The following is a 23,027-nucleotide window of genomic DNA, read 5'->3' on the forward strand; positions in this document are numbered from 1 at the left end:
TCTAGACCTTAAGTGACGGCGACATCGGCTTTCTGCCGACTGCACGAGGGCAAAAGCGTTTGATGCTCCTAACCCTTCTCGGACTGACCTATTTCCTGGGCGCCGCGACCTGGCCGTTCATCGGCAGGATGCTGCGCCGCATATGGCGGCGCCTTCGCGGCGAACGTCATCCTGGCTGGAGCGACTATTTCGAGGGCTGAGGCCCCGCGCCTGCGGCTGCCCCCTGTGTGCAGGGGCAGGGCTTGCAAGAAAGCTGTCTGGCGCGTGCGGCATTCGCCGGGCGCGCCTTTCGCTTGTCTGAAGTCACGGTCGTTAGGGCTTGGCCGTCCGGATGGCGATCGACGGCAGCGGGGCCGAGGCCTGGGCTGCGGTCGGGGTCGGCAGAAGCGGCAGGCCCATGGGGCCGGCGGCGGGACGCAGATCCGTCAGGTCTGACGGGGCCGGTTTGGTGACGGGCTTGAGGCCGATGCTGTCGATCCCCTGCAACAGCGTCGTCCACGGCAGAGCGCCCTTGCGCTGGACGCTGCGCAGATACAGGTCGGGCTGATAGGCGTTGGCCCTGGGGTCGATGCTTGCGGCGTTCAGTCGGCCGGTCGCCGCCAGCAGGGCGGCGCGGGCGACATATTCGTCATAGCGGGCATTGACCAGCTGCAGTTGAGCCGACTGCAGTTCCTGTTCAGCGTTCAGGACTTCGATGCGGCTGCGAAGGCCGAACGGCTCCTCGCGGCGCACGCCCTCATAGGCCAGCAGGAACACGCGGGCCTGGGCCTCGAACGCCGCCAGGCCGCTGCGGGCGGCATAGAGCTGGTTCCAGGCCTGGACCACATTCTGCAAGGCGGTGCGGCGGGTCAGTTCGATGGTCATGTCATCGACGCCGTTCTGGGCGATGCTTTGACGGACCGCCGAGGTCAGGCTGCCGCTCTGGAACAGCGGGATACGGACGACGACATTAGCGGACAGCGAGTCCAGCGATTGTTCGGTGCGTCGCTGGGCTTCGGTGAGGCCCGTGCCGGCACCGGTATACGAACTGATATTGCCATAGCCATACTGCACATTGGCCGTCACGGTCGGGCGTAGCGCGCCCTTGGCTTGCTGGATACGGGCCCGTGAGACCTGCTCGGCATATTTGGCGCGGCCAAGTTCGGGGTTGGCGGCCTCTGCGGCCTCGAATGCCTCTTCCAGGGTCGCGGGCATATCCAGCAGGGCGGGTACCGGTTCCAGCTGCCCAGGCGCATGGCCGACCACGCGGGTATACTGGCCCGCAGAGATTGCCAGTTGCGCTTGATAGGAGGCCAGTTGCGCCTGGGCGCCGAACAGTCGGCCCTCGGATTGGGCCACATCGGTCAGCGTCACCTGGCGTACGTCGAAACGGGCGCGGGCTTCGGTCAGCTCGGCTTGCAGGGCGGCGAGGTTCTCGCGCGAGACCTTGACCCGGTCCTGGTCGCGCAAAACGGCCGAATAGGCCGAGACGACATCATAGATGAGTTGGCTCTCGACCAGCCGCAGATACTCTCTGCCGGCCAGGATCTGGGCGCGGGCCGCATTGACGGCCGCGCCGGAGCGCCCACCATTGTAAAGGGATTGGTCCAGGCGAAGCGACCACTCCGTGGTGTCGCTCTTGTCATTATAAAGCGAGCGCTCGTCCTTGTCGTCGATGTGCTTGAACGAGTCACTCATCTGACCCGTCAAGCCAAGCGTCGGCCCGAAGGTGGCGCGGGCCTGGACATAGTCTTCGTCAAAGGTGCGCTGGCGGGCCCGTTCGGCCCCCAGGCTGGGGTTGGTGGCGTAGGCCGCCCCGACCGCGTCGGCCAGGGTCTCGGCCTGGGATGCGCCACCCATAGCCGCCAGGACCAGGGCCAGGCCGGCGCCGCCGCTTACCAGCGGGTTCAGGAGCGAGCCGAGCAGCTTGCGGCGCATCAATCAGCGCTCCCTGAAGCTGCGGTTGAGTTGCTCGGACAGCGGCTTCATCAGATAGGACAGCACGGTCCGGTCGGCGGTCTTGATATAGGTCTCGACCGGCATGCCGGGCACCAGCTTCACATTGCCCAGTCGCGCAACCTGGGACCGGGGCAGGGCCAGGCGAACCACGTAATAGCTGACGCCGGTGCGACGATCTTCGACCAGGTCGGCACCGATCCGGCTGACCGTACCCTCGACCTGGGGGACGGTGCGGTCCAGACCCACAAACTTCACGCCGGCCTTCTGGCCGATCGTAAGCTGGGTGATGTATTGCGGGGCGACCTGGGTTTCGACCGTCAGGCTGTCGTCGGTCGGCACGATCAGCATGATCGGCTCACCGGTGCCCACCACGCCGCCGATGGTGTGGGCTTCCAGTTCGTGGACAATGCCGGCCTGCGGCGCGCGGATTTCCAGACGATTCAGCTGGTCGACCTGGGCGGCTTCCTTCTCGATCAGTTCGGGAAGTCGGGCCTCAACGTCGCGCAGGTCGGTCAGCACCTCGGACAGGTGCTGGGCGTCGATCTGCAGGGCCTGAAGACGCAGCTCGGCAACCTTGTTGCTGACCTGGGCCGACAGGGCGGTGAACTGGCCCCGCTCGCCCGCCAGGTTCTCGGCCTGCCGTTCCAGCGCCTTGAGCGTGCTCATCGGCGCATAGCCTTCTTTGTAGAGCTTGCGAACGCCGGCCAGCTCTTCGTTGACCAGGCCCATCTGGTTCTCGCGCGAGCGGCCCTCGGCCTTCAGGCCCTCGGCCTGCTGGTACTCGCCGGCCACCTGCTCGCTCAGTTGGGACTTCTGGCGCTGGCGCAGGGCTCGGCGCGCCTCCATCAGGCGACGCTCTTCGGCCAGCTGGGCGACCATTTCGGGCGAGTGGCCCTGGGCCATGAAGCTGGCGGGCATAGCGCCGCCGGTGGCGGCGGCCTGCTCGGCCAACAACCGGGCCTGACGGGCGCGCAGTTGCAGGATGTTGCTGCGGGTGATGGCCAGGGCGGCGCGCACCTGAACGTCGTCGAGGCGGATCAGCAGTTGTCCGGCCTGGACCGGCTGGCCCTCCTGGACCTTGATTTCGCGCACTGTTCCGCCGGTCGGGTGCTGGATCTTCTTGACGTAGCTGGCATTGACCAGCGAGCCGCGCGAGATGACGGCTTCGGACACCTTGGTCATGGCGGCCCAGCCGCCGATCACGAAGACGAGCACTGCGCTCATGATCGCGATCAGCCGCAGATGCTTGCGGATCGAGGGGCGTTCGGTGGACTTTGCGACGGTCATTGGGGCGTTCTTGCCGGAGCGGCGGGTTTCATCAGTTGGGCGAGGATTTCATCGCGAGGCCCGAAGGCCTGCTGACGTCCGTCGCGCATCACCAGGACGACATCGATCGTCGCCAGCACATTAGGCCTGTGGGCGACGATGATCACGACGCCTCCACGCTTTCGAACACCGGAAATGGCTATATTCAAGGCCTCTTCGCCTTCGGCGTCGAGATTGGCGTTTGGCTCGTCCAGCACCACCAGGAAGGGGTTGCCAAACAATGCGCGGGCCAAGCCGATGCGCTGGCGCTGGCCGGCCGACAGGGCCGTGCCGCCTTCGCCGATCTGGGTGTCGTAGCCGTCGGACAGCCGCAGAATCAGTTCGTGGACATTGGCCGCGCGCGCTGCCTCGATGATCTTGGCCGGGTCGGGGTCGGTCAGGAAGCGGCAGATGTTTTCGGCGATCGTGCCGTCAAACAGTTCTACGTCCTGGGGAAGATAGCCGATGGCGTCGCCCAGCACGGCGGGGTCCCAGCTTTCCAGTTCGGCGCCGTCCAGGCGCACGTCGCCGCGCACAGGCTGCCACACGCCGACGATGGCGCGGATCAGGGACGACTTGCCCGAGGCGCTGGGGCCGATGACGCCCAGGCCCTGGCCGGCCAGCAGGTTGAAGTTGACGCCGTCCACCACCACGCGTTTTTCGCCGGGCGGGACAACGGTGACATTGGCCACGGCCAGGGTCTTGTTGGGCAGGGGCAGGGCCAGTTGCTCGGCGCGAGCCGGCATGAAGGCCAGCATCTCGCTCAGGCGGCGCCAGGCGTCGCGGGCCGCGACAAAGCCGCGCCAGTTGGCGATGGACAGCTCCACCGGAGCCAGGGCGCGCGACATCATGATCGAGCTGGCGAACATCACGCCGCCAGAGGCCTTCTGCTCAATGACCAGCCAGGCCCCTACGCCCAGCATCGCCGATTGCAAGACAACCCGCAGGACGCGCGAAACGCTCGACAGGCTACCGCCCACGTCGCTGACCTGCTGCTGCTTGGCTCCGTACTCAGTGTTGGCGTCGCCCCAGCGTTTGCCCAGGCGATGGCGGAAGCCCATGGCCTGCAGCACCTCGGCGTTGCGACGGCTGGCCTCCGCCAGGCGGCCACGCCGGCCCAGCATGCGGGCGGCTTCCTCGACGGGCGTCTTGGAAAGCCACTCGGTCATGGCCGTCAGCGCGATCAGGATGAGCGCCCCGATCGTTGCGACTATACCGATGAGCGGGTGGAACATGAAACAGATGCCCAGATACAGCGGGATCCAGGGCAGGTCGAACAGGGCCGTCAGGCCCGGCCCGGCGATAAAGCCGCGCATCTGGTCGAGGTCGCGTAGGGGCGAGACCGAATCATTGGCCAGCTTGGCGCGCAGCGGCAGGCGCGCCAGGATGTCGTAGATCCGCTCGCTGATGCTCTGGTCCAGAGCTCCGCCGATGCGGACCAGAAGGCGCGATCGGACCACTTCCAGCACGCCCTGGAAGGCGTAGAGCGTGATCGCCAGCAACGCCAGTGCCAGCAGGGTGGGGATGCTGCCGCTGGGAATGACCCGGTCATACACCTGCAGCATGAAGATCGAACTGGTCAGGGCCAGCACATTGATCAGGCCGCTGGCCAGGCCGACGCCCCAGACGGCCGAGCGCAGGACGCCCAGCGCCGCCGACAGCTCGGACTTGGCGCCACTGATTTGCTGGGAACCGCCCGCCACGCCCGCCAATGACTTCTCCTGAAAAATGGCCCGCAACTGACGCTGGCCGCGTTCCGTCGCACAATCTGTTAGTCGCGTTTACAAAGCGATAACAATGAATGACAGCTTAACTATTTTGACCCGATAGCCTTCAAAAGCTCGATAAGGAGGGGCTTTATACTGCTGGGCGGAAGATTGACTCGCACCGGCGTGCCCATTTCATCAAGAAGCGAGAGGCTGATCGTGCCGTCGTCGCCTTTCCTGGCCTTGAAGCCGACGGCCGTCGGTGAGTATTTCTCAAGCGCGCCGCTGGATCCGGGATAGTTCTGTTCGAGCAGATCCTCCGCACTGGCCCCGAAGCGGCGCAGGCCAAGGATAAAGGTGTCTAACTGGTGCAGATAGATCTGAAGTTCCTGGCGCACGCCATCTTCCGTTTCAATCGCGAACCAGACGTCGCGACCTGAATTGCCGCCGCCGCCGTTGGGAAGATTGGTGATCCGCTGGACGCTCAATGGCGATCCCCCTGTTTCAGCCTCGACCAAGTCTAGCGTGGGCAACCCTTGGCGTCGGCCTGGGCTAATGCCTTGTCCATGCCCTTGAGCTTGAAAGTCCTGGCCTTGCGGGCATAGCGCGGGCGGATTGCCACGTCAGCGGCCCCAACGAGATCGGCGGCGGGAACGACCACTCGGCCCTGGCTGGGGTTCTCCAGGCGGGCGAGGTTGGTGTTCATGAAGGTGTCCAGGGGCGCCACGGCCGTCATGACTGGGCCGCCCGCGATCCGGTAGGTGGCCCGCGATGTGTCGGTCGAGGGCGAGAACTGAAAGGCGACCTTGCCGCTCTCGTAGGCGATCCTCGACTTGTAAAGCCGGCAACTCGTGACGCCGGTGAAGGAATCCTTGTAGACGACCAGGTTCCAGCCTGCGACGCGCTTCTGGCGGGCCTTGACGTCGCTTAGGCTCATGTCCGGTATTTCAATGGTCTTGGGCAGACGCGGCAGCGGCAAATGCGGCAGTTTGAACCCGCCGCTGGCAGCGGCGGCCAGTGCGATCAACACGATGCTCATGTCCGATACTCCGAACCGCTTGGAACCGATCGACGTCGACCCGCAGAATGAACCTTGGATTGCGATGAAGTCCCGGCCTCGTCAATGGAATTTCAGCCCCAGGTCAGCCCTTTCTCGGGGGGGCGGACGCTTCATGTCGGTAGGGTTTCGGATGTTTCCGGCGCTGTTTCTTTCGGTGATTTCCATCGCCGCCGCTCCGCCCGTCACCGTGGCTTCGGCCGATAGCGTCCTGCGCCTGGTCGAGCGGACCCCCGGCGAGGTGCCGGGCCAATGGCGTGTTTCCTTCCGCGACCGGGGTGCCCGCGCCAGCTATGCCGAGCGGATGGGCGTCGGCGCGGTCGACGGCGCCGCCCGGGTGGACTGCACGGCGCGACGCTTCCAACTCGAGGAACTGGTGCTCTTTGCCGAACCGCGGGGCGGCGAGCCGTTGGCGCGGATCGGTCCGCGGGCCGAATGGCGGGCGGCTGCGGAAGACACCCTGCTGGCTCGCGTGGTCGAGGCCACCTGCGCGCCGGGAGGCACCAAGGCCTCGCAGGTTGGGGCCAAAGAGCTTCCAGTCGTGTCCGCGCCTGCGCCCGCGCCCGCGCGCCCGACGGCCGCCACGCCGCCGTCTTCCGCCCAGGTGACCCCTGCAAGGGTCCAGCTAGGAGCCTTCACCACGCCACAGCAGGCGCTGCAGGAGTGGGGCAAGCTGCGCGCGGTCGGTGGTCTGGATCTTGCTGGTCTGTCGCCTCAGGTCGAGACGGCCGCTGTTGGAGGCAAGACTTATAATCGATTGCTGGTCGGTGGCTTTGCATCGCGCGATGCGGCCCGCGATCTTTGCCGGCGCCTGACCGTTTTGGGACGCCCGTGCTTCCTGCGCGGTTAGGTCGCGTGCCAGGCTGGAACACTGCGCATGTCGCAAAGCCTTGAGCTGTCCTGGTTTGGGGCAATGCTGACGGTGCTTAGGTGCCAAAATCGCACATGCCAGAAATCCTGTCGCGACGCTCGCCTGGAAGGTTAATCAGCCTTGAACCATGTTGCGCGGCAGGTGAAAACTTTCGATTGAGTTTATGCGGCGCGAATAGACCTTTCCAACCCGGCTGGCGCTCTCCTTTCAGGAGAGTCTGTGGCCAATGAGTACCGGGTTTGTGGCAAAGTCCGTCCAATGCATCCGATGCGCCCTTCGCGCGTATTTTGGTTTATAAAGCGTGAACTCAGGTCGTCAGGCGTTTGATGTCTATGGCATAACGCTTGCTGTCTGCGGCTAGCGGATAGTGATCGGTCTGTCCGAAGTTGGGTTGGGAGTTTGCTCCTGGCCGCGGGGATATAGATGAGCAATTTGGTGGGCACCGCTGGCGTTGATACCCTCACGGGGACTTCGGCCAACGAAACGCTGGACGGCGGGGCGGGTGCCGATTCGCTGCTCGGTGGCCTGGGCGATGATCTCTATATCGTTGACAATGCTGGCGACGCCGTCGTGGAAGCGGCTGGCGAGGGCTACGACACCGTTCAGACCTCCAAGACCTGGGCCGCCACCGCCGGGTCCTCGATCGAACGCATCATCCTGACGGGTACGGCCAGCCTGAACGCGACCGGCAACCTGGGCGCCATGCTGATCGAGGGCAATTCCGCGATCAACACCCTCGACGACGGCGGCGGCGCCGATACGCTGAAGGCCATGGCCGGCAACGACACCTATGTGGTGCGCAACGCTGCGACCCTGGTCATTGAGAACGCTGGCGAAGGCACCGATCTGGTCAGGACCACCCTGGCCTCCTACGGCCTCACCGCCAATGTCGAGAATCTGACCTTCATCGGCACGGGCGGCTTCTTCGGAACCGGCAATGCCTTGGCCAATGTCATCACGGGCGCGTCGGGCAACGACACCCTGGACGGCGGTGCCGGCGCTGATCGCCTGATCGGCGGCCTGGGCAATGACGTCTACTATGTCGACAGCGCCAGCGATTCGATCGTCGAGGTCGCGGGCGAAGGCTACGACACCCAGATTACCACCCTGGTCAGCGCCATCGCAGCGACCAATGTCGAGGCCCTGGTTTATAGCGGCGCGGCCGCCTTCACCGGGTATGCCAATGCGGCGGGAACCCTCGTCACCGGCAATGTCGGCGCCGACAGGCTGTTTGGTGGAGCGGGGGCTGATACGCTGGATGGCGGCGTGGGGGCCGATACCCTCACCGGTGCCGGCGGCGACGACGTTTTCATCGTCGACAATGTCGGCGACCGGGTCACTGAAAGCGCCAATGGCGGCTTCGACACCGTCCGCACCGCCCTTGCCAGCTATACCCTCGGGGCCGAGGTCGAGGCCCTGGTCTATACCGGCGGCGCGACCTTCGCCGGGACCGGGAACACTCTGGCCAACAGGATCACCGGCGGCGTGAACGCCGACTCCCTGGTCGGCGGCGCAGGCGACGACACCCTGGACGGCGGTCTTGGCGACGACACCCTGGTCGGCGGCACCGGCAATGATGTGTTTCTGGTCGACAGCGTCAGCGACGTCGTGGTCGAGGCCGCCGGCGGCGGCACCGACCTTGTCCGGACCACGCTCGCGACCTACGGCCTGGGCTCGGAGGTCGAGTCCGTCACCTATGTGGGCTCCGGCGCCTTCACCGGCACGGGCAACGCCCTGGCCAACGTCCTGACCGGTGGCGCAGCGGCTGACCTTCTGCTGGGCCTTGACGGTGCCGACACCCTGAACGGTGGCTTGGGCGACGATACTCTTGAGGGTGGCCTGGGCGAAGACGTGGCCGTCTATGCCGGCGTTCGCGCTCGTTATGTCGTCACCCCCGACGGCGTCGGCGGCTTCTTTGTCCACGACACGCAGGTCCCGGGCAGCGACGGCAATGACCGCCTGATCGGCGTCGAGCGCTTGCAGTTTTCCGACGGCCTGGTGGCCATCGGCGAGGCCGCGACGGGCGCGTTCCTGCTGGGCTCGAGCGGCGCTGATACCCTGATCGGCGGCTCGGCCGCCGACGAGTTCCGGGGTCTGGGCGGCGATGATGTGATTCAGGGCGGCGCGGGCGATGACCTGGCTGTCTACACCGGCGCGCGGGCGGACTATGCCGTCTATGGCGACGGTGCTGGCGGCTTCTATGTGGTCGATCACCGGGCCGGCGCCGCCAATGAGGGCCGCGACTACCTGACGTCGGTCGAGTTTCTGCAATTCTCCGACAGCACCTTCGGTCCGGCCGCGACAGCGACCGGGCTTTTGCTGCTTTCGACCGCGGCCGCCGATGGTCTGACGGGTACGGCCGGCGAAGACCTGCTGATCGGGGCCGGCGGCGACGATACGCTGAATGGCGGCGACGGCGCCGACATTGCCGCCTATGCCGGCGAAGCCTCGCGCTACAACGTCTATAGTGACGGCGTAGGCGGCTACTATGTCGACGACCAGACCGGCGTCGAGGGTCGCGACCACCTGATCTCCATCGAGACCCTGCAGTTTGCCGACCAGAGCGGCCAGGTCCAGAACTATGTTCAAGGCCTGATGCGGGTGGGCGGTCCTTTGGCTGACGTCCTGACCGGGTCGTCGGGCGACGACGTGCTGGTGGGTGGCCTTGGGGCCGATACGCTGGAGGGCGGCGACGGCCTGGACATCGCGATCTATGTGGGCGCGGCGTCGCGCTACACGATCTACAGCGCCGGCGCGGTCTACTACGTCCGCGATTCCGCGACGTCGGGTAATACGGGCGTCGATCAAGTGTCGGGCGTCGAGACCCTGGGCTTCTCCGACGGCAAATATGCGGTCGAAAGTCTGGTCGGCGGAACCGCTCTGGTCGGTAGCGCGGGTGCCGATGCCCTGACAGCGACCGGTGGTTCCAATCTCCTTATTGGCCGAGATGGCGACGACACTCTGACCGGTGGCTCGGGCCTTGATGTGGCCCTCTATGCCGGGCCGGCCTCGCGCTACACCGTTCGCCCCGACGGCGCGGGCGGCTACTATGTCGAAGACAATCTGCTGGGTGCCGGCAGTGAGGGCCGCGATCGTCTGACCGGCGTCGAGTTTCTTCAGTTCTCCGACGGCGTCTTTGATCCCCGCGCCCTGGTGGCGGCGGGAACGATCGTGGGCGGTCTTGGGGATGACACCCTGATCGGCTCAGCCGGTAACGACTCGATCAATGGCCAGACCGGCAACGACACTGCGGTCTATGGCGGCGCGCGCGGGCGCTACACGGTTACGCCGGACGGCGCTGGTGGCTTCCGGGTGGTCGACACCCTGGCGGGTTTCACCGGCGACGGCAGCGATGCCCTGACCTCGGTCGAGTGGCTGGCCTTCGCCGACGGCGTGGTCTCGGCCAATGCGACCGCCCAGGGCGCGTCCCTGGCCGGCACCGCAGGCAATGACAGCCTGATTGGCGCGGGTGGCGGCGATACCCTCGACGGCGGGGCCGGCGAAGACAGCATGGCCGGCGGCCTGGGTGCCGATCTCTATATCGTCGACAACGCGGCCGACCGGGTCGTGGAACTGACCGGCGAAGGCTTTGACGAGATCCGCGCCTCGATCAGCTACGCCCTGGCGGCCGGCGTCGAGGTCGAGCAGCTGACCCTCACGGGTGTCAGCAACCTGTCCCTGACCGGCAACGCCCTGGCCAATCGCCTGGTCGGCAATGACGGTGCCAACACCCTGGATGGCGGCGCGGGCGCCGACACCCTGGTCGGCGGCAGGGGCAACGACGTCTATATCGTTGACAGCGTCAGCGACGTCGTGACCGAACTGGCCGGGCAGGGTGCCGATACGGTGCGCACCAATCTGGCCAGCTACACGCTCGGGGCCAACCTCGAAAACCTGACCTTCACAGGCACCGGCCCCTTCAACGGCGTCGGCAACGACCTGGGCAACGTCCTGACCGGCGGTAGCGGGATCGACACCCTGACGGGTGGCCTGGGCGACGACACCTATGTGATCCTTAACAGCAACGTCCGGATCGTCGAGCAGGCGGGCCAGGGTACGGACACGGTCGTCGCGACGGTCACTCACGTTCTGGCCGACAATGTCGAAAACCTGAGGATGTTCGGGGCCGGCAGCAACGGCGCGCGTTTGACCGGCGTGGGCAATGCCCTGGCCAATTCCATCATCGGTGACGCCAATGCGCAGGTGATGTTCGGCCTGGCCGGCAATGACACCCTTACCGGCGGCGGCGGTGCCGACGAGTTCGTGTTTGGCCCGGGCTCGGGCTATGACGTGATCACCGACTTCACCACCGGCGCGGGCGGCGACAAGCTGCGCATCCAGGGCTCGGAACTGACCTCGCTGGACGCGGTCAAGGCGCACATGCAGCAGGTCGGTTCGGACGTGCTGCTGACCCTTACGGGCACAGACCAGGTGCTGCTGCGCAACACCACGATCGAAGCCTTCACCGCCCAGAATTTCAGCCTGTCACTGGACCGTAGCGGTCTTGTCCTGGCGTTCGACGACAATTTCGACAGCCTCAGCCTGACCGACGGCGTTACCGGCAACTGGCAGACGAGCTACGGCTATCGCGGCGCTGGTCCTTTGACCAGCCGCACCCTGCAGGCCACCGGCGAACAGCAACTGTATGTCGACGCCGCCTATGCTGGCACCAGCGACGCGCCTCTGGGGCTGAACCCGTTCTCCATCAACAACGGCGTGCTCAGCATTACCGGCAGCGTCACGCCCGAGGCCCTGAAGTCCGATCTCTATAACTTCAACTATCTCTCGGGCCTGCTGACGACCCAGGCCTCGTTCAGCCAGACCTATGGCTATTACGAAATGCGGGCCAAGTTGCCGGCGGCGTCGGGGGCGTGGCCCGCCTTCTGGCTGCTGCCCACCAGCGGCAGCAACCCGCCCGAGATCGATATTCTTGAGGCGCGGGGCGCCGATCCCAACAGCAGCTATCTGACGCTGCACAACATCAACATCCCCGGCGGCAAGACCGCCGACATCGCCTATACGGCGGGCGCGGCCACCGAATTCCACACCTACGGCCTGCTTTGGGACGCCAGTTTCATCGTCTGGTATATCGACGGCGCTGAGGTCTATCGCGTCGCCACCCCGGCCGATCTGCACCAGCCGATGTACATGCTGGTCAACCTGGCGCTGGGCGGCAATTTCGGCGGCACGAACAACCCGATTGACGACGCGGCCCTGGCCTCGAACCCGTTCGATATCGACTTCATCAAGGCCTATTCGATCCCGGGCGTCACCATCGCCAACCCGTCTACGGGCGTGGTGGTCGATGCCACAGTCAGCACGGGCGCCTTCGGCGGTGCCGGCAATGACACCATCATCGGTGGCGCGGGCTTCAACCTGTCGCTGGGCGGCAATGGCGATATCTTCGGCGGCAACGGCGTCGACACCGTGGTCTACACCGGCGTGCGCGGCGACTATTCGGTGCTCAGCGACGGCCACGACGGCTATTTCATCATCAGCCACCAGCTGACCGGCGGCGCAGACCACCTGTCGGCGGTCGAACAGATCCAGTTCCTCGACCAGGCCGGCGTCCTGGCCGACATCAGCTCGGGGCTCTACATCCAGGGCTCGAAGCTTGAAGAAACCGTCTCGGGCGGCGCCCAGGACGACATGGTGTTCGGCTATGGCGCCAACGACCTTGTTCTTGGCGGCGCGGGTGCTGACACCCTGGTCGGCGGCGCGGGCAATGACACCATCGACGGCGGCGACGGCGAAGACGTCGCTTTCTACTATGGCGAGCGCGCGTCCTACACGATCTATGGCGACGACGCCGGTGGCTTCTATATCGGCAATGTGGTCACCAGTTCGGTCGACGGCTTCGACCACGTGACCAATGTCGAGTCCTTCCGTTTCAGCGATCGCACCGTCTCGGCGGCCGACGCTCCGGGATCTTACCGGGGCGGCACCATCGAGGGCGAAAACCTGTCGGGCACGTATGGCCACGACACCCTGTTCGGCGGTGGCGGAAACGACACCCTCTATGGCGGCGACGGCGTCGATATCGCGGTCTATTCGGGCGCGGCGTCTGACTACTCGGTCTATCGTAGCGGCCTGGGCGGCTACTATGTGATCGACAACCGGGTCGCCACCCCTCCGGTCGAGGGTGAGCCCGCGATCGTGCTCGACGGCTATGATCACGTGTTCGCGGTCGAGAAGGGCAAGTTCTCGGATATCACTGCGGATCTCGAGAGCCTGGCTATCGGCAATATCGCTGACGGCGGCGCCTTCGAAGACAGTCTGGAAGGCTCTGAGGGCGGCGATATCTTCGCGGGCCTGGCCGGCGCAGACACCCTGCTGGGCTTTGGCGGCGGCGATCTGCTGCGCGGTGGCTCTGGCAATGACCTGATCGACGGTGGCGCGGGCCTGGATACGGCCGTCTATGCCGGGCCTCGCTCGGCCTATGGTGTCTATTCTGACGGGGTCGGCGGCTACTATGTTCGCGATCTGTCCAGCGGTGCCGATGAGGGCCTGGACCATGTGACCGGCGTCGAGACCCTGCTGTTCTCGGATGGCCCTGTGGATCCGGCAGCGACGGCGACCGGTCTCTGGCTGACGGGTAGCGCCGGCGATGACACCCTGACCGGCGATGCCGGCGACGACCTGCTGACCGGCGCCCAGGGCGACGATCTGCTCGGCGGCGGCGCGGGCGCGGATACGGCGCTCTATTCGGGCCTGGCCGCTGATCATGCGATCTATGGCGACGGCGCGGGCGGCTTCTATGTCAGCGGCGCTGAAGGTTTTGACCACCTTCAGGGTGTCGAGAGCGCCGGCTTCGCCGACCAGACCCTGGACCTGGCGACTGCGGCAACCGGCTTGTGGCTGGTGGGCACGGCCGACGCGGATACCCTGACGGGCAGCGCGGGCAATGATGTCCTGACCGGCGCGGCGGGCGATGACCTGATCGACGGCGGGGCCGGTGCCGATACGGCGATCTATGCCGGCCAGCGCGCCGCCTATGTGGTGATGGGCGACGGCGCGGGCGGCGTCTATGTCATCGGCGCCAATGGTCTTGATCATCTGCTGGCAGTCGAGACGCTGCGCTTCGCCGACGGCGATGTCGATTCGGCCGCGACGGCCACGGGCCTGTGGCTGACCGGTACGACCGGCGATGACACCCTGACCGGCGGCGCGGGCGATGATCGCCTGAACGGTCTGGCGGGCGATGATCTGATCGAGGGCGGCGCGGGCACCGACACGGTGGTCTATGCCGGTCCGGCCGGCGACTATGTAATCCTCGGCGATGGCCGGGGCGGCTACTTCGTCAGCGGCGCCGAGGGCACCGACCGCCTGACGTCGGTTGAATATCTACAGTTCACGGACGGCGTCTTCGACCTGGGCTCGTCAGTGTTGCCGATCTCCCTGACGGGCTCGGCGGCGGCTGAAACCCTGGCAGGCGGCGCGGGCGCCGATACCCTGACCGGCCTGGGCGGCGACGACGTTCTGAACGGCGGCGCGGGCCAGGATACGGCCGTCTATGCCGGTCAGTCGACCGACTACACGGTCTATGGCGATGGCGTCGGCGGCTTTGTGGTGCGCGGCGCCGAGGGGCTGGATCGCCTGACCGGGATCGAGGCGCTGCGCTTCGCCGACCAGACTCTTGACCCGGCGGCCCTGGCTTCGGGCCTGTGGCTGGCTGGCGCAGCTGGCGCCGACACCCTGACCGGCGAGGCGGGCGGCGACGTTCTGACCGGCGGCCTGGGCGATGACAGCCTGGTCGGTGGCGATGGTGCCGATACGGCGGTCTATGCCGGCGCGCGCGCCGACTACGCCGTCTATGATGACGGCGTCGGCGGTCTCTATGTGCAGGGCCCCGAAGGGCTGGATCGCCTGCAGGGCGTCGAAAGCCTGGCCTTCGCCGACCAGACGGTGGATGCGGCAACGGCGGCGACCGGTCTGTGGCTGACGGGCACGGCTGCGGCCGAGACCCTCAGCGGCGATGTCGGGTCCGACGTGCTGACCGGTGGTCTCGGCGACGACACCCTGGTGGGCGGCGACGGTGCCGACGCGGCGGCCTATGCGGGCCAACGCGCCGACTACGCGGTCTATGACGACGGTGCCGGTGGTCTCTATGTGAGCGGTGCCGAGGGCTTTGATCACCTGCAAGGCGTCGAAAGCCTGCGCTTCGCCGACCAGACGGTGGATGCGGCAACGGCCGCGACGGGCCTGTGGCTGACGGGAACGACGGCCGCTGACACCCTGACCGGCGGTGCTGGCGGCGACGTGCTGACAGGCGGTGCGGGCGATGACCTGATCGAGGGCGGCGCTGGCAGTGACCAGTCGCGCTACGCCGGTGATCGGGCGCGCTACACCGTCTATGCGGGTGCCAATGGCGACTATTTCATCAAGGACGCCGCCGACGGCGGCGCCGGGACCGACCATCTGGTCGGCATCGAGACCTTGGGCTTCGCCGACCAGACGGTCGCCGTGGCTGACGCCGTCACCGCGCAGTGGCTGATCGGCGACGCTGCGGCCCAGACCCTGACGGGCGGGGCCGGCGACGACATCCTGATCGGCGCGGGCGAGAATGATCTTCTCGACGGCGGCGCCGGCGACGATGTGGCGGGCTATGATGGCCTGCGCTCGCGCTACGCTGTCTATTCGGACGGGGCGGGCGGCTATTCCGTGCGCGACACCCTGGGCACCGACGGCAATGACCAGTTGGTCTCCATCGAGCACCTGAAATTTGCTGATGGCGAGGTCGCGATCGCCGACGCCGTCACCGGCCTGTTGCTGACCGGCACGGCCGGCGCCGACACCCTGACGGGCGGCGCGGGCGATGACATCCTGACCGGTGCCGGCGGCGACGACGTCCTGGACGGCGGCCTTGGCTTCGATGTCGCTGTCTATGCCGACGCTCGCGCGGCCTACACGGTCTATAGCGATGGCCTCGGCGGCTTCTATGTGAACAGCGCCGCTGAGGGTCTCGACAGCCTGGTCGGGATCGAGACCGTGCGGTTCGCCGACGGCGCCGTTGCTCTGGCCTCGGCCGTTAGCGGGCTGTGGCTTGTTGGCACGAACGCAGCCGACACGCTGACGGGCGGTTCTGGCGATGACGCGCTGACGGGCGGCCTGGGCGATGACGCCCTTGTGGGCGGCACCGGCGCGGATACGGCCCGCTTTGCCGGCCAGCGCGCCGACTATGTGGTCTATGGCGACGGCGTCGGCGGTCTGTATGTGGTCGGGGCCGAGGGCTTTGATCACCTGCAAGAGATCGAGAGCCTGGCCTTCGCCGACCAGACGGTGGATGCGGCAACGGCGGCGACCGGTCTTTGGCTGACGGGTACGGCCAGCGCCGACACCCTGACCGGCGGCGCGGGCGATGACGTTCTGATCGGCGGCCTGGGCGATGACAGCCTGGTGGGCGGCGACGGCGTCGATACCGTGCGTTTCGCCAGCCAGCGTGCTGACTACGTCATCTATGGCGACGGCGCGGGCGGCTTCTATGTCAGCGGCGCCGACGGATCTGATCGCCTGCAGGCCGTCGAACACCTGAGCTTCAGCGACGTCAGCGTCGATGCGGCCTTCGCTGCGACGGCCGTGTGGCTGACGGGCACGGCCAGCGCCGACACCCTGACGGGCGACGCGGGCGACGACATCCTGATCGGCGGCCTGGGCGATGACGCCCTTGTGGGCGGCGATGGAACGGACACGGCCAGGTTCGCAGGCGCGCGCGCCGACTACACGGTCTATGGCGACGGCGCGGGCGGTCTCTATGTCAGCGGCGCAGACGGCTTTGATCGCCTGCATGGCGTCGAGCACCTGGCTTTCGCCGACCAGACGGTCGATGCCGCTACAGCGGCCACTGCCCTGTGGCTGACGGGCACCAACGCAGCCGACACCCTGACGGGCAGCGCGGGCGATGACATCCTGAACGGTGGCCTGGGCGATGACAGCCTGGTCGGCGGCGCGGGCGCTGATACGGCTCGCTTTGCTGGTGCACGCGCGGACTACACGATCTATGGCGACGGCGCGGGCGGTCTCATTGTCAGCGGCGCTGAGGGTTTTGATCGTCTGCAGGACGTCGAGTCGCTCGGCTTCAGCGACCAGACGGTCGATGCCGCCACGGCGGCTACGGCCCTTTGGCTGACGGGCACGGCCAGCGCCGACACGCTGACGGGCGGCGCGGGCGATGACATCCTGATCGGCGGCCTGGGCGATGACGCCCTGGTGGGCGGCGACGGTGCTGACACGGCCCGTTTCGCCGGCCAGCGCGCCGACTACACGATCTATGGCGACGGTGTCGGCGGTCTGTATGTCGTCGGGGCCGAAGGCTTCGACAGGCTGCAAGGCGTCGAGCAACTGGCCTTTGCCGACCTGACGGTCGATGCCGCTACAGCGGCCTCGGCCCTGTGGCTGACGGGCACCAACGCAGCCGACACCCTGACGGGCAGCGCGGGCGATGACATCCTGAACGGCGGCCTGGGCGATGACAGCCTGGTCGGCGGCGCGGGCGCTGATACGGCTCGCTTTGCTGGTGCACGCGCGGACTACACGATCTATGGCGACGGCGCGGGCGGTCTCATTGTCAGCGGCGCTGAGGGTTTTGATCGTCTGCAGGACGTCGAGTCGCTCGGCTTCAGCGACCAGACGGTCGATGCCGCCACGGCGGCTACGGCCCTTTGGCTGACGGGCACCAACGCAGCCGACACCCTGACGGGCGGCGCGGGTGCCGACATCCTGATCGGCGGCCTGGGCGATGACGCCCTGGTGGGCGGCGACGGTGCTGACACGGCCCGTTTCGCCGGCCAGCGCGCCGACTACACGATCTATGGCGACGGTGTCGGCGGTCTGTATGTCGTCGGGGCCGAAGGCTTCGACAGGCTGCAAGGCGTCGAGCAGCTGGCCTTCGCCGACCAGACGGTCGATGCCGCTACAGCGGCCACGGCCGTATGGCTGACGGGCACTAACGCAGTCGACACGCTGACGGGCGGCGCGGGCGATGACGTCCTGATCGGCGGCCTGGGCGATGACAGCCTGGTGGGCGGCGACGGTACCGACACGGCTCGCTTTGCCGGCCAGCGCGCCGACTACACGATCTATGGCGACGGTGTCGGCGGTCTGTATGTCGTCGGGGCCGAAGGCTTCGACAGGCTGCAAGGCGTCGAGCAACTGGCCTTTGCCGACCTGACGGTCGATGCCGCTACAGCGGCCACTGCCCTGTGGCTGACGGGCACGAACGCAGCCGAGACTCTGACGGGCGGCGCGGGCGACGACATCCTGATCGGCGGCCTGGGCGATGACAGCCTGGTGGGCGGCGACGGCACCGACATGGCCCGCTTTGCCGGCCAGCGTGCCGACCATGCGATCTATGGCGACGGCGCGGGCGGCCTCTATGTCAGCGGCGCAGACGGCTTTGATCGCCTGCAAGGCGTCGAGCAACTGGCCTTCGCCGACCAGACGGTCGATGCCGCTACAGCGGCCTCGGCCCTGTGGCTGACGGGCACCAACGCAGCCGACACCCTGACGGGCAGCGCGGGCGATGACATCCTGATCGGTGGCCTGGGCGATGACAGCCTGGTCGGCGGCGCGGGCGCTGATACGGCTCGCTTTGCTGGTGCACGCGCCGACTACACGATCTATGGCGACGGTGTCGGCGGTCTGTATGTCGTCGGGGCCGAAGGCTTCGACAGGCTGCAAGGCGTCGAGCAACTGGCCTTTGCCGACCTGACGGTCGATGCCGCTACAGCGGCCACTGCCCTGTGGCTGACGGGCACGAACGCAGCCGAGACTCTGACGGGCGGCGCGGGCGACGACATCCTGATCGGCGGCCTGGGCGATGACAGCCTGGTGGGCGGCGACGGCACCGACATGGCCCGCTTTGCCGGCCAGCGTGCCGACCATGCGATCTATGGCGACGGCGCGGGCGGCCTCTATGTCAGCGGCGCAGACGGCTTTGATCGCCTGCAAGGCGTCGAGCAACTGGCCTTCGCCGACCAGACGGTCGATGCCGCTACAGCGGCCTCGGCCCTGTGGCTGACGGGCACCAACGCAGCCGACACCCTGACGGGCGGCGCGGGTGCCGACATCCTGATCGGCGGCCTGGGCGATGACGCCCTTGTGGGCGGCGACGGAACGGACACGGCCAGGTTCACTGGCCAGCGCGCCGACTACACGATCTATGGCGACGGCGTCGGTGGCCTCTACGTCAGCGGCGCTGAGGGCTTTGATCGTCTGCAGGACGTCGAGTCGCTGGGCTTCAGCGACCAGACAGTCGACGCCTCCACGGCCGCTACGGCCCTGTGGCTGATGGGCACCAACGCAGCCGACACCCTGACGGGCGGCGCGGGCGATGACATCCTGATCGGTGGCCTGGGCGACGACAGCCTGGTCGGCGGCGCTGGAACGGATACGGTTCGCTTCGCCAGCCAGCGTGCTGACTACGTCATCTATGGCGACGGCGCGGGCGGCTTCTATGTGAGCGGGGCAGACGGCTTTGATCGCCTGCAAGGCGTCGAGCAACTGGTCTTCTCTGACCAGACGGTCGATGCCGCTACAGCGGCCACGGCCCTTTGGCTGACGGGCACCAACGCAGCCGACACCCTGACGGGCGGCGCGGGTGCCGACATCCTGATCGGCGGCCTGGGCGATGACAGCCTGGTGGGCGGTGCGGGAACGGATACGGCTCGCTTTGCCGGTGCTCGCGCGGCCTACACGGTCTATGGCGATGGTGTCGGTGGCCTCTATGTGAGCGGGGCCGAGGGCCTGGACCGTCTGCAAGGCGTCGAGCAGCTGGCCTTCAGCGACCAGACGGTCGATGCAACCACTGCAGCGACGGGCCTGTGGCTGACGGGCACGACGGGCACCGATGCGCTGACCGGCGGCGCAGGCGCGGACGCGCTGAGCGGCGGGCTTGGCAATGACACCCTGACGGGTGGTGCGGGCATCGATGCGGCGGTCTTTGTCGGCGATCGCGCGCGCTATGTGGTCACACCGACGGGCACGGGCGCCTTTACGGTGCGCGACACCCTGGTCAGCGGCGGTGAAGGAACCGACTGGCTGGTTGGGGTCGAGCAGCTCTGGTTTGCCGACCAGAGGGTTTCGACTGACGCAGCGGCTGTCTCGGTGCTGCTGACGGGCGGCACCTCGGCCGACACCCTGATCGGTGCCGGCGGCGCGGACACGCTGGATGGCGGAGCGGGCATTGACTCCCTGGTCGGCGGCGCGGGCAATGACCTCTATGTCGTCGAAAACAGTTCTGACGCTGTGGTTGAGCTTGCCGGTGAGGGCTTTGACACGGTCTGGGTCTCCAGAAACTGGACCGTGACAGCCGGTGCCCAGGTCGAGCGCGTGATCCTGACCGGGACCTCCGCGCTGAACCTGACCGGTAACCTTTTTGCCATGACGCTCGAAGGTAACTCGGCGATCAACACCCTGGATGACGGCGGCGGGGCCGATACGCTGCGGGGGGCTGGCGGCAACGACACCTATATCGTGCGGGATGCCGGAACCGTTGTAATCGAGGCCGCAAACGAAGGTTTTGATCAGGTCAGGACGGCCCTGTCGGCCTATGTCCTGACCGACAATGTCGAGAACCTGACCTTTACCGGTTCAGGCGCCTTCACCGGCACGGGCAACGCCCTAGTCAATGTCATCACCGGCGGCGCTGGCAATGACACCCTGGACGGTGGCCTCGGTGCGGACCGACTGGTCGGTGGCCTGGGTGACGACACCTATGTCTTCAACGGCGACGCGATCATTGAAAACGCCGGCGAAGGCTATGACACCCAGATCACCCAGGTCAGCAACGTCATCGCTGCGGCCAATATCGAAGTGCTGATGTTCGGTGGGGCCGGCAATTTCGTCGGCTACGCCAGTGCCCAGGGCACGGTCGTGATCGGCGGGGCTGGAACCGATTCGCTGGTCGGCGGCGCCGGGATCGATGTGCTGGTCGGCGGCCTCGGGGCCGACACGCTCAGCGGCGGCGGCGGCGCGGACGTGTTCCGTTTCGACAGCATCGGCCACGGCGTGGACCGGATCAGCGACTTCCAGGTCGGCGTCGATCATATCGGGCTCAAGGCCACGGCCTTCGGCGTGGTCAGCCTGGCGGACATCTCGTTCGTCAGTGGCGTCGCTCCGGCCCCGACCTCGGCGCAAGCCACGCTGCTCTATGACACCGCCAGCGGCGCCCTGTTCTATGACGCCAACGGTGGCGATGGTGCCGACAAGGTCCAGATCGCCACGCTGTCGAACAAGGCGGCCATCACGCTGAACGACTTCTGGCTGGTCTAGGGCGCGTTCCGAAAAGTAGGAACCGGTTTTCGGAATGAAACGCGCGTGAAAACAAAAGACTAGAGCGGGTTGCGATCTGATTCCATCAGATCGCAACCCGCTCTAGAACGTATGGCCGGGCGTCTGCCGAGAAGCAGGCGCCCGGCTACTGCATTTCGAACACGAACTGGCGGTCGTCGCTGGCGTCAATTTCGCGCAGCTTCCGCGCCGGGAAACCGGCCAGGACGCAGGACGATTCCGTCAGGCGGCTGACGACCACCGAGCCGATGCCCAGGATGCAATTGTCGCCGATCGCCGCGCCGGGGGCGAAGCGCACCGCCGAGCCCAGATAGCAGCCGGCCCCGATGTGGATGTCGCGGTCGATGACGCTGGCCCCGTGGGTCCAGAACTGGCTGTCGACTCCGGCCACCCAGGTTCCGGCGCCGATGCTGATCTCGCCATAGACATCGAAATAGTGCGCGTCGTTGATCAGCGCCTTGTCGCCGACCACCAACCGCAGGGCATAGCCCATATGCGCCTTGGACGGATCGCCCGCCATCGCTCCCGCCGTAAAGCGATTGAAGCGGCCGATAATGACATTGTCGCCGATTTCGGCCCGGAACGGACCGATGAAGCGATTGTCTCGCCCGACATGGGTTTTCGCCCCGATGCTAAAGGCCGCGCAGGTGATCACCGTGCCCAGGCCCAAGCCCGAACCGGGCCCGAACCGGTAGCCGAACAAGGCCTTGTAGAATGCCTTGCGCAGGCTGTTGGTCGGCAGATAGGCGACGATCAGCGCCGTCAACGTCCGCAGCCGGGAGGTCGGTGTGAGCATTTTCATGGGCTAGAAGTCCTGGCTCGGAAGATCAGCGACACGCTTTCTGGGGATCGCGCCCATATTCGGCATAGAGCGATCCAAACTGGGCGGCCAGACGGCCCCGGACCTTTTCGAATTCCAGGAACCAGGCCAGAAACAGCGGTCCGCGCCATTTGCCCAGCAGCGGGAACAGCGGCAACCGGACCACCGCCGCCAGGGTCTTCAGCTTGGGATTGATGTCGCTCGGGGTCGGGAACTCGGTCTCCCAGCGATAGGCCACGTTGCCGGCGCGATAGCGGCGCTGGCGAAGCCACTTGATGCTGGCGCGGTTGTCCGGGATCTCTTCATAGATGAAGGCCTCTTCGGACCAGGCCATTTCGTTTCCACGCAGGGCCAGGGTGCGGAAGAACACCGTGTCGCCGCCGCCGGTCAGGCCATAGGCGTGGTCGAAGGGCTCCTCGCCCAGCGGCTCGACAATGGCCATGTCGAGCATGAAGTTACAGGTGCAGAAGACAAAGGGCTTGCCCCCCAGATAGTCGCGCTCGACCGACCACAGGGTGGCGTGCTTGGCCAGGTCCTGACGGTTCTCGGAGAAGACGGGGCGGACAGGACCACCGACGATCACCGCCGCAGTTTCCGCCTGGGTCTTGAGCAATTCCGAGAGCCAGGCCTCCGTCACCCACTCATCGTCATCGACCATGGCGATCTTTTCGGCGCCGATGGCGCGGGCCTTGGCGAACGCGGCGTTGCGGGCGGCCGAGATCCCGGCCTTGGTCTCGACGACCAGATGCAGGGTCTTGCCGCTGCGGTCGCGGAAGTCCTGCGCTACGCGCTCGACCTCAGGGTCAGATCCGTCGTTGTCGACGATCACGAACTCGACGTCGGCGGGCGTCTTGATCAGCATGAAGCTGTCAAGCAAACGGGCCAATTGGTCGGGCCGCTTATAGGTGCAGGCTGAAACAGCGATCATCCACGCCTCGCGCGTCGTTGAGAAACAAGAAATCGAACCTGATCTTCAGGCGCAACCGTCATAGCGGAGCCTCAAGACCATAACGCGAAGCCTTGAGGCTGGCGCGCTGTATCCCC

Annotated in this window: 10 protein-coding genes; 3 read left to right on the forward strand and 7 right to left on the reverse strand. The window is 66.6% G+C overall.

Annotated features, from left to right (window positions below; genetic code table 11):
- Positions 1-62: 62 nt before the first annotated feature.
- The gene (locus ACW179_RS06565; protein WP_492063496.1) at positions 63-200 is read left to right on the forward strand and encodes a hypothetical protein; all 138 of its coding nucleotides are present in this window, start codon (positions 63-65) and stop codon (positions 198-200) included.
- 112 nt (positions 201-312) lie between these two features.
- Here the strand turns inward: ACW179_RS06565 and ACW179_RS06570 are convergent, their stop codons facing one another.
- The 5 genes from ACW179_RS06570 to ACW179_RS06590 form a co-directional block, all read right to left on the reverse strand.
- Complete coding sequence (locus tag ACW179_RS06570; protein ID WP_492063497.1) at positions 313-1,917, reverse strand: TolC family outer membrane protein; 1,605 nt, start codon at positions 1,915-1,917, stop codon at positions 313-315.
- Positions 1,918-1,920: 3 nt separating this feature from the next.
- Entirely contained in the window at positions 1,921-3,225 is a 1,305-nt protein-coding gene (locus ACW179_RS06575) for an HlyD family type I secretion periplasmic adaptor subunit (RefSeq protein WP_492063498.1), read from the reverse strand.
- Entirely contained in the window at positions 3,222-4,946 is a 1,725-nt protein-coding gene (locus ACW179_RS06580) for a type I secretion system permease/ATPase (RefSeq protein WP_492063499.1), read from the reverse strand. Before ACW179_RS06580 ends, ACW179_RS06575 begins: the two co-directional genes overlap by 4 nt.
- Positions 4,947-5,056: 110 nt before the next feature.
- Complete coding sequence (locus tag ACW179_RS06585) at positions 5,057-5,467, reverse strand: hypothetical protein (protein WP_492063500.1); 411 nt, start codon at positions 5,465-5,467, stop codon at positions 5,057-5,059.
- Positions 5,468-5,469: 2 nt separating this feature from the next.
- Positions 5,470-5,988: a hypothetical protein gene (locus ACW179_RS06590; protein WP_492063501.1), complete on the reverse strand. Its 519-nt coding sequence runs from the start codon at positions 5,986-5,988 to the stop codon at positions 5,470-5,472.
- Between the two features lie 133 nt (positions 5,989-6,121).
- On the opposite strand from ACW179_RS06590, the gene ACW179_RS06595 reads away from it, so the two are divergent.
- Entirely contained in the window at positions 6,122-6,856 is a 735-nt protein-coding gene (locus ACW179_RS06595) for an SPOR domain-containing protein (RefSeq protein WP_492063502.1), read from the forward strand.
- Positions 6,857-7,300: 444 nt separating this feature from the next.
- A complete protein-coding gene (locus ACW179_RS06600; protein WP_492063503.1) occupies positions 7,301-21,145 on the forward strand; it encodes a family 16 glycosylhydrolase in 13,845 nt (4,614 codons plus the stop codon).
- Between the two features lie 145 nt (positions 21,146-21,290).
- Here ACW179_RS06600 and ACW179_RS06605 read toward each other — a convergent pair whose 3' ends face one another.
- Together ACW179_RS06605 and ACW179_RS06610 are read right to left on the reverse strand one after the other, a co-directional pair.
- Positions 21,291-21,965, reverse strand: coding sequence for an acyltransferase (locus tag ACW179_RS06605; protein WP_492063504.1), 675 nt, complete (start codon positions 21,963-21,965; stop codon positions 21,291-21,293).
- 25 nt (positions 21,966-21,990) lie between these two features.
- The gene (locus tag ACW179_RS06610; RefSeq protein WP_492063505.1) at positions 21,991-22,911 is read right to left on the reverse strand and encodes a glycosyltransferase family 2 protein; all 921 of its coding nucleotides are present in this window, start codon (positions 22,909-22,911) and stop codon (positions 21,991-21,993) included.
- Between the last annotated feature and the right edge of the window lie 116 nt (positions 22,912-23,027).

This window comes from Caulobacter sp. AVps18, assembly GCF_058681425.1.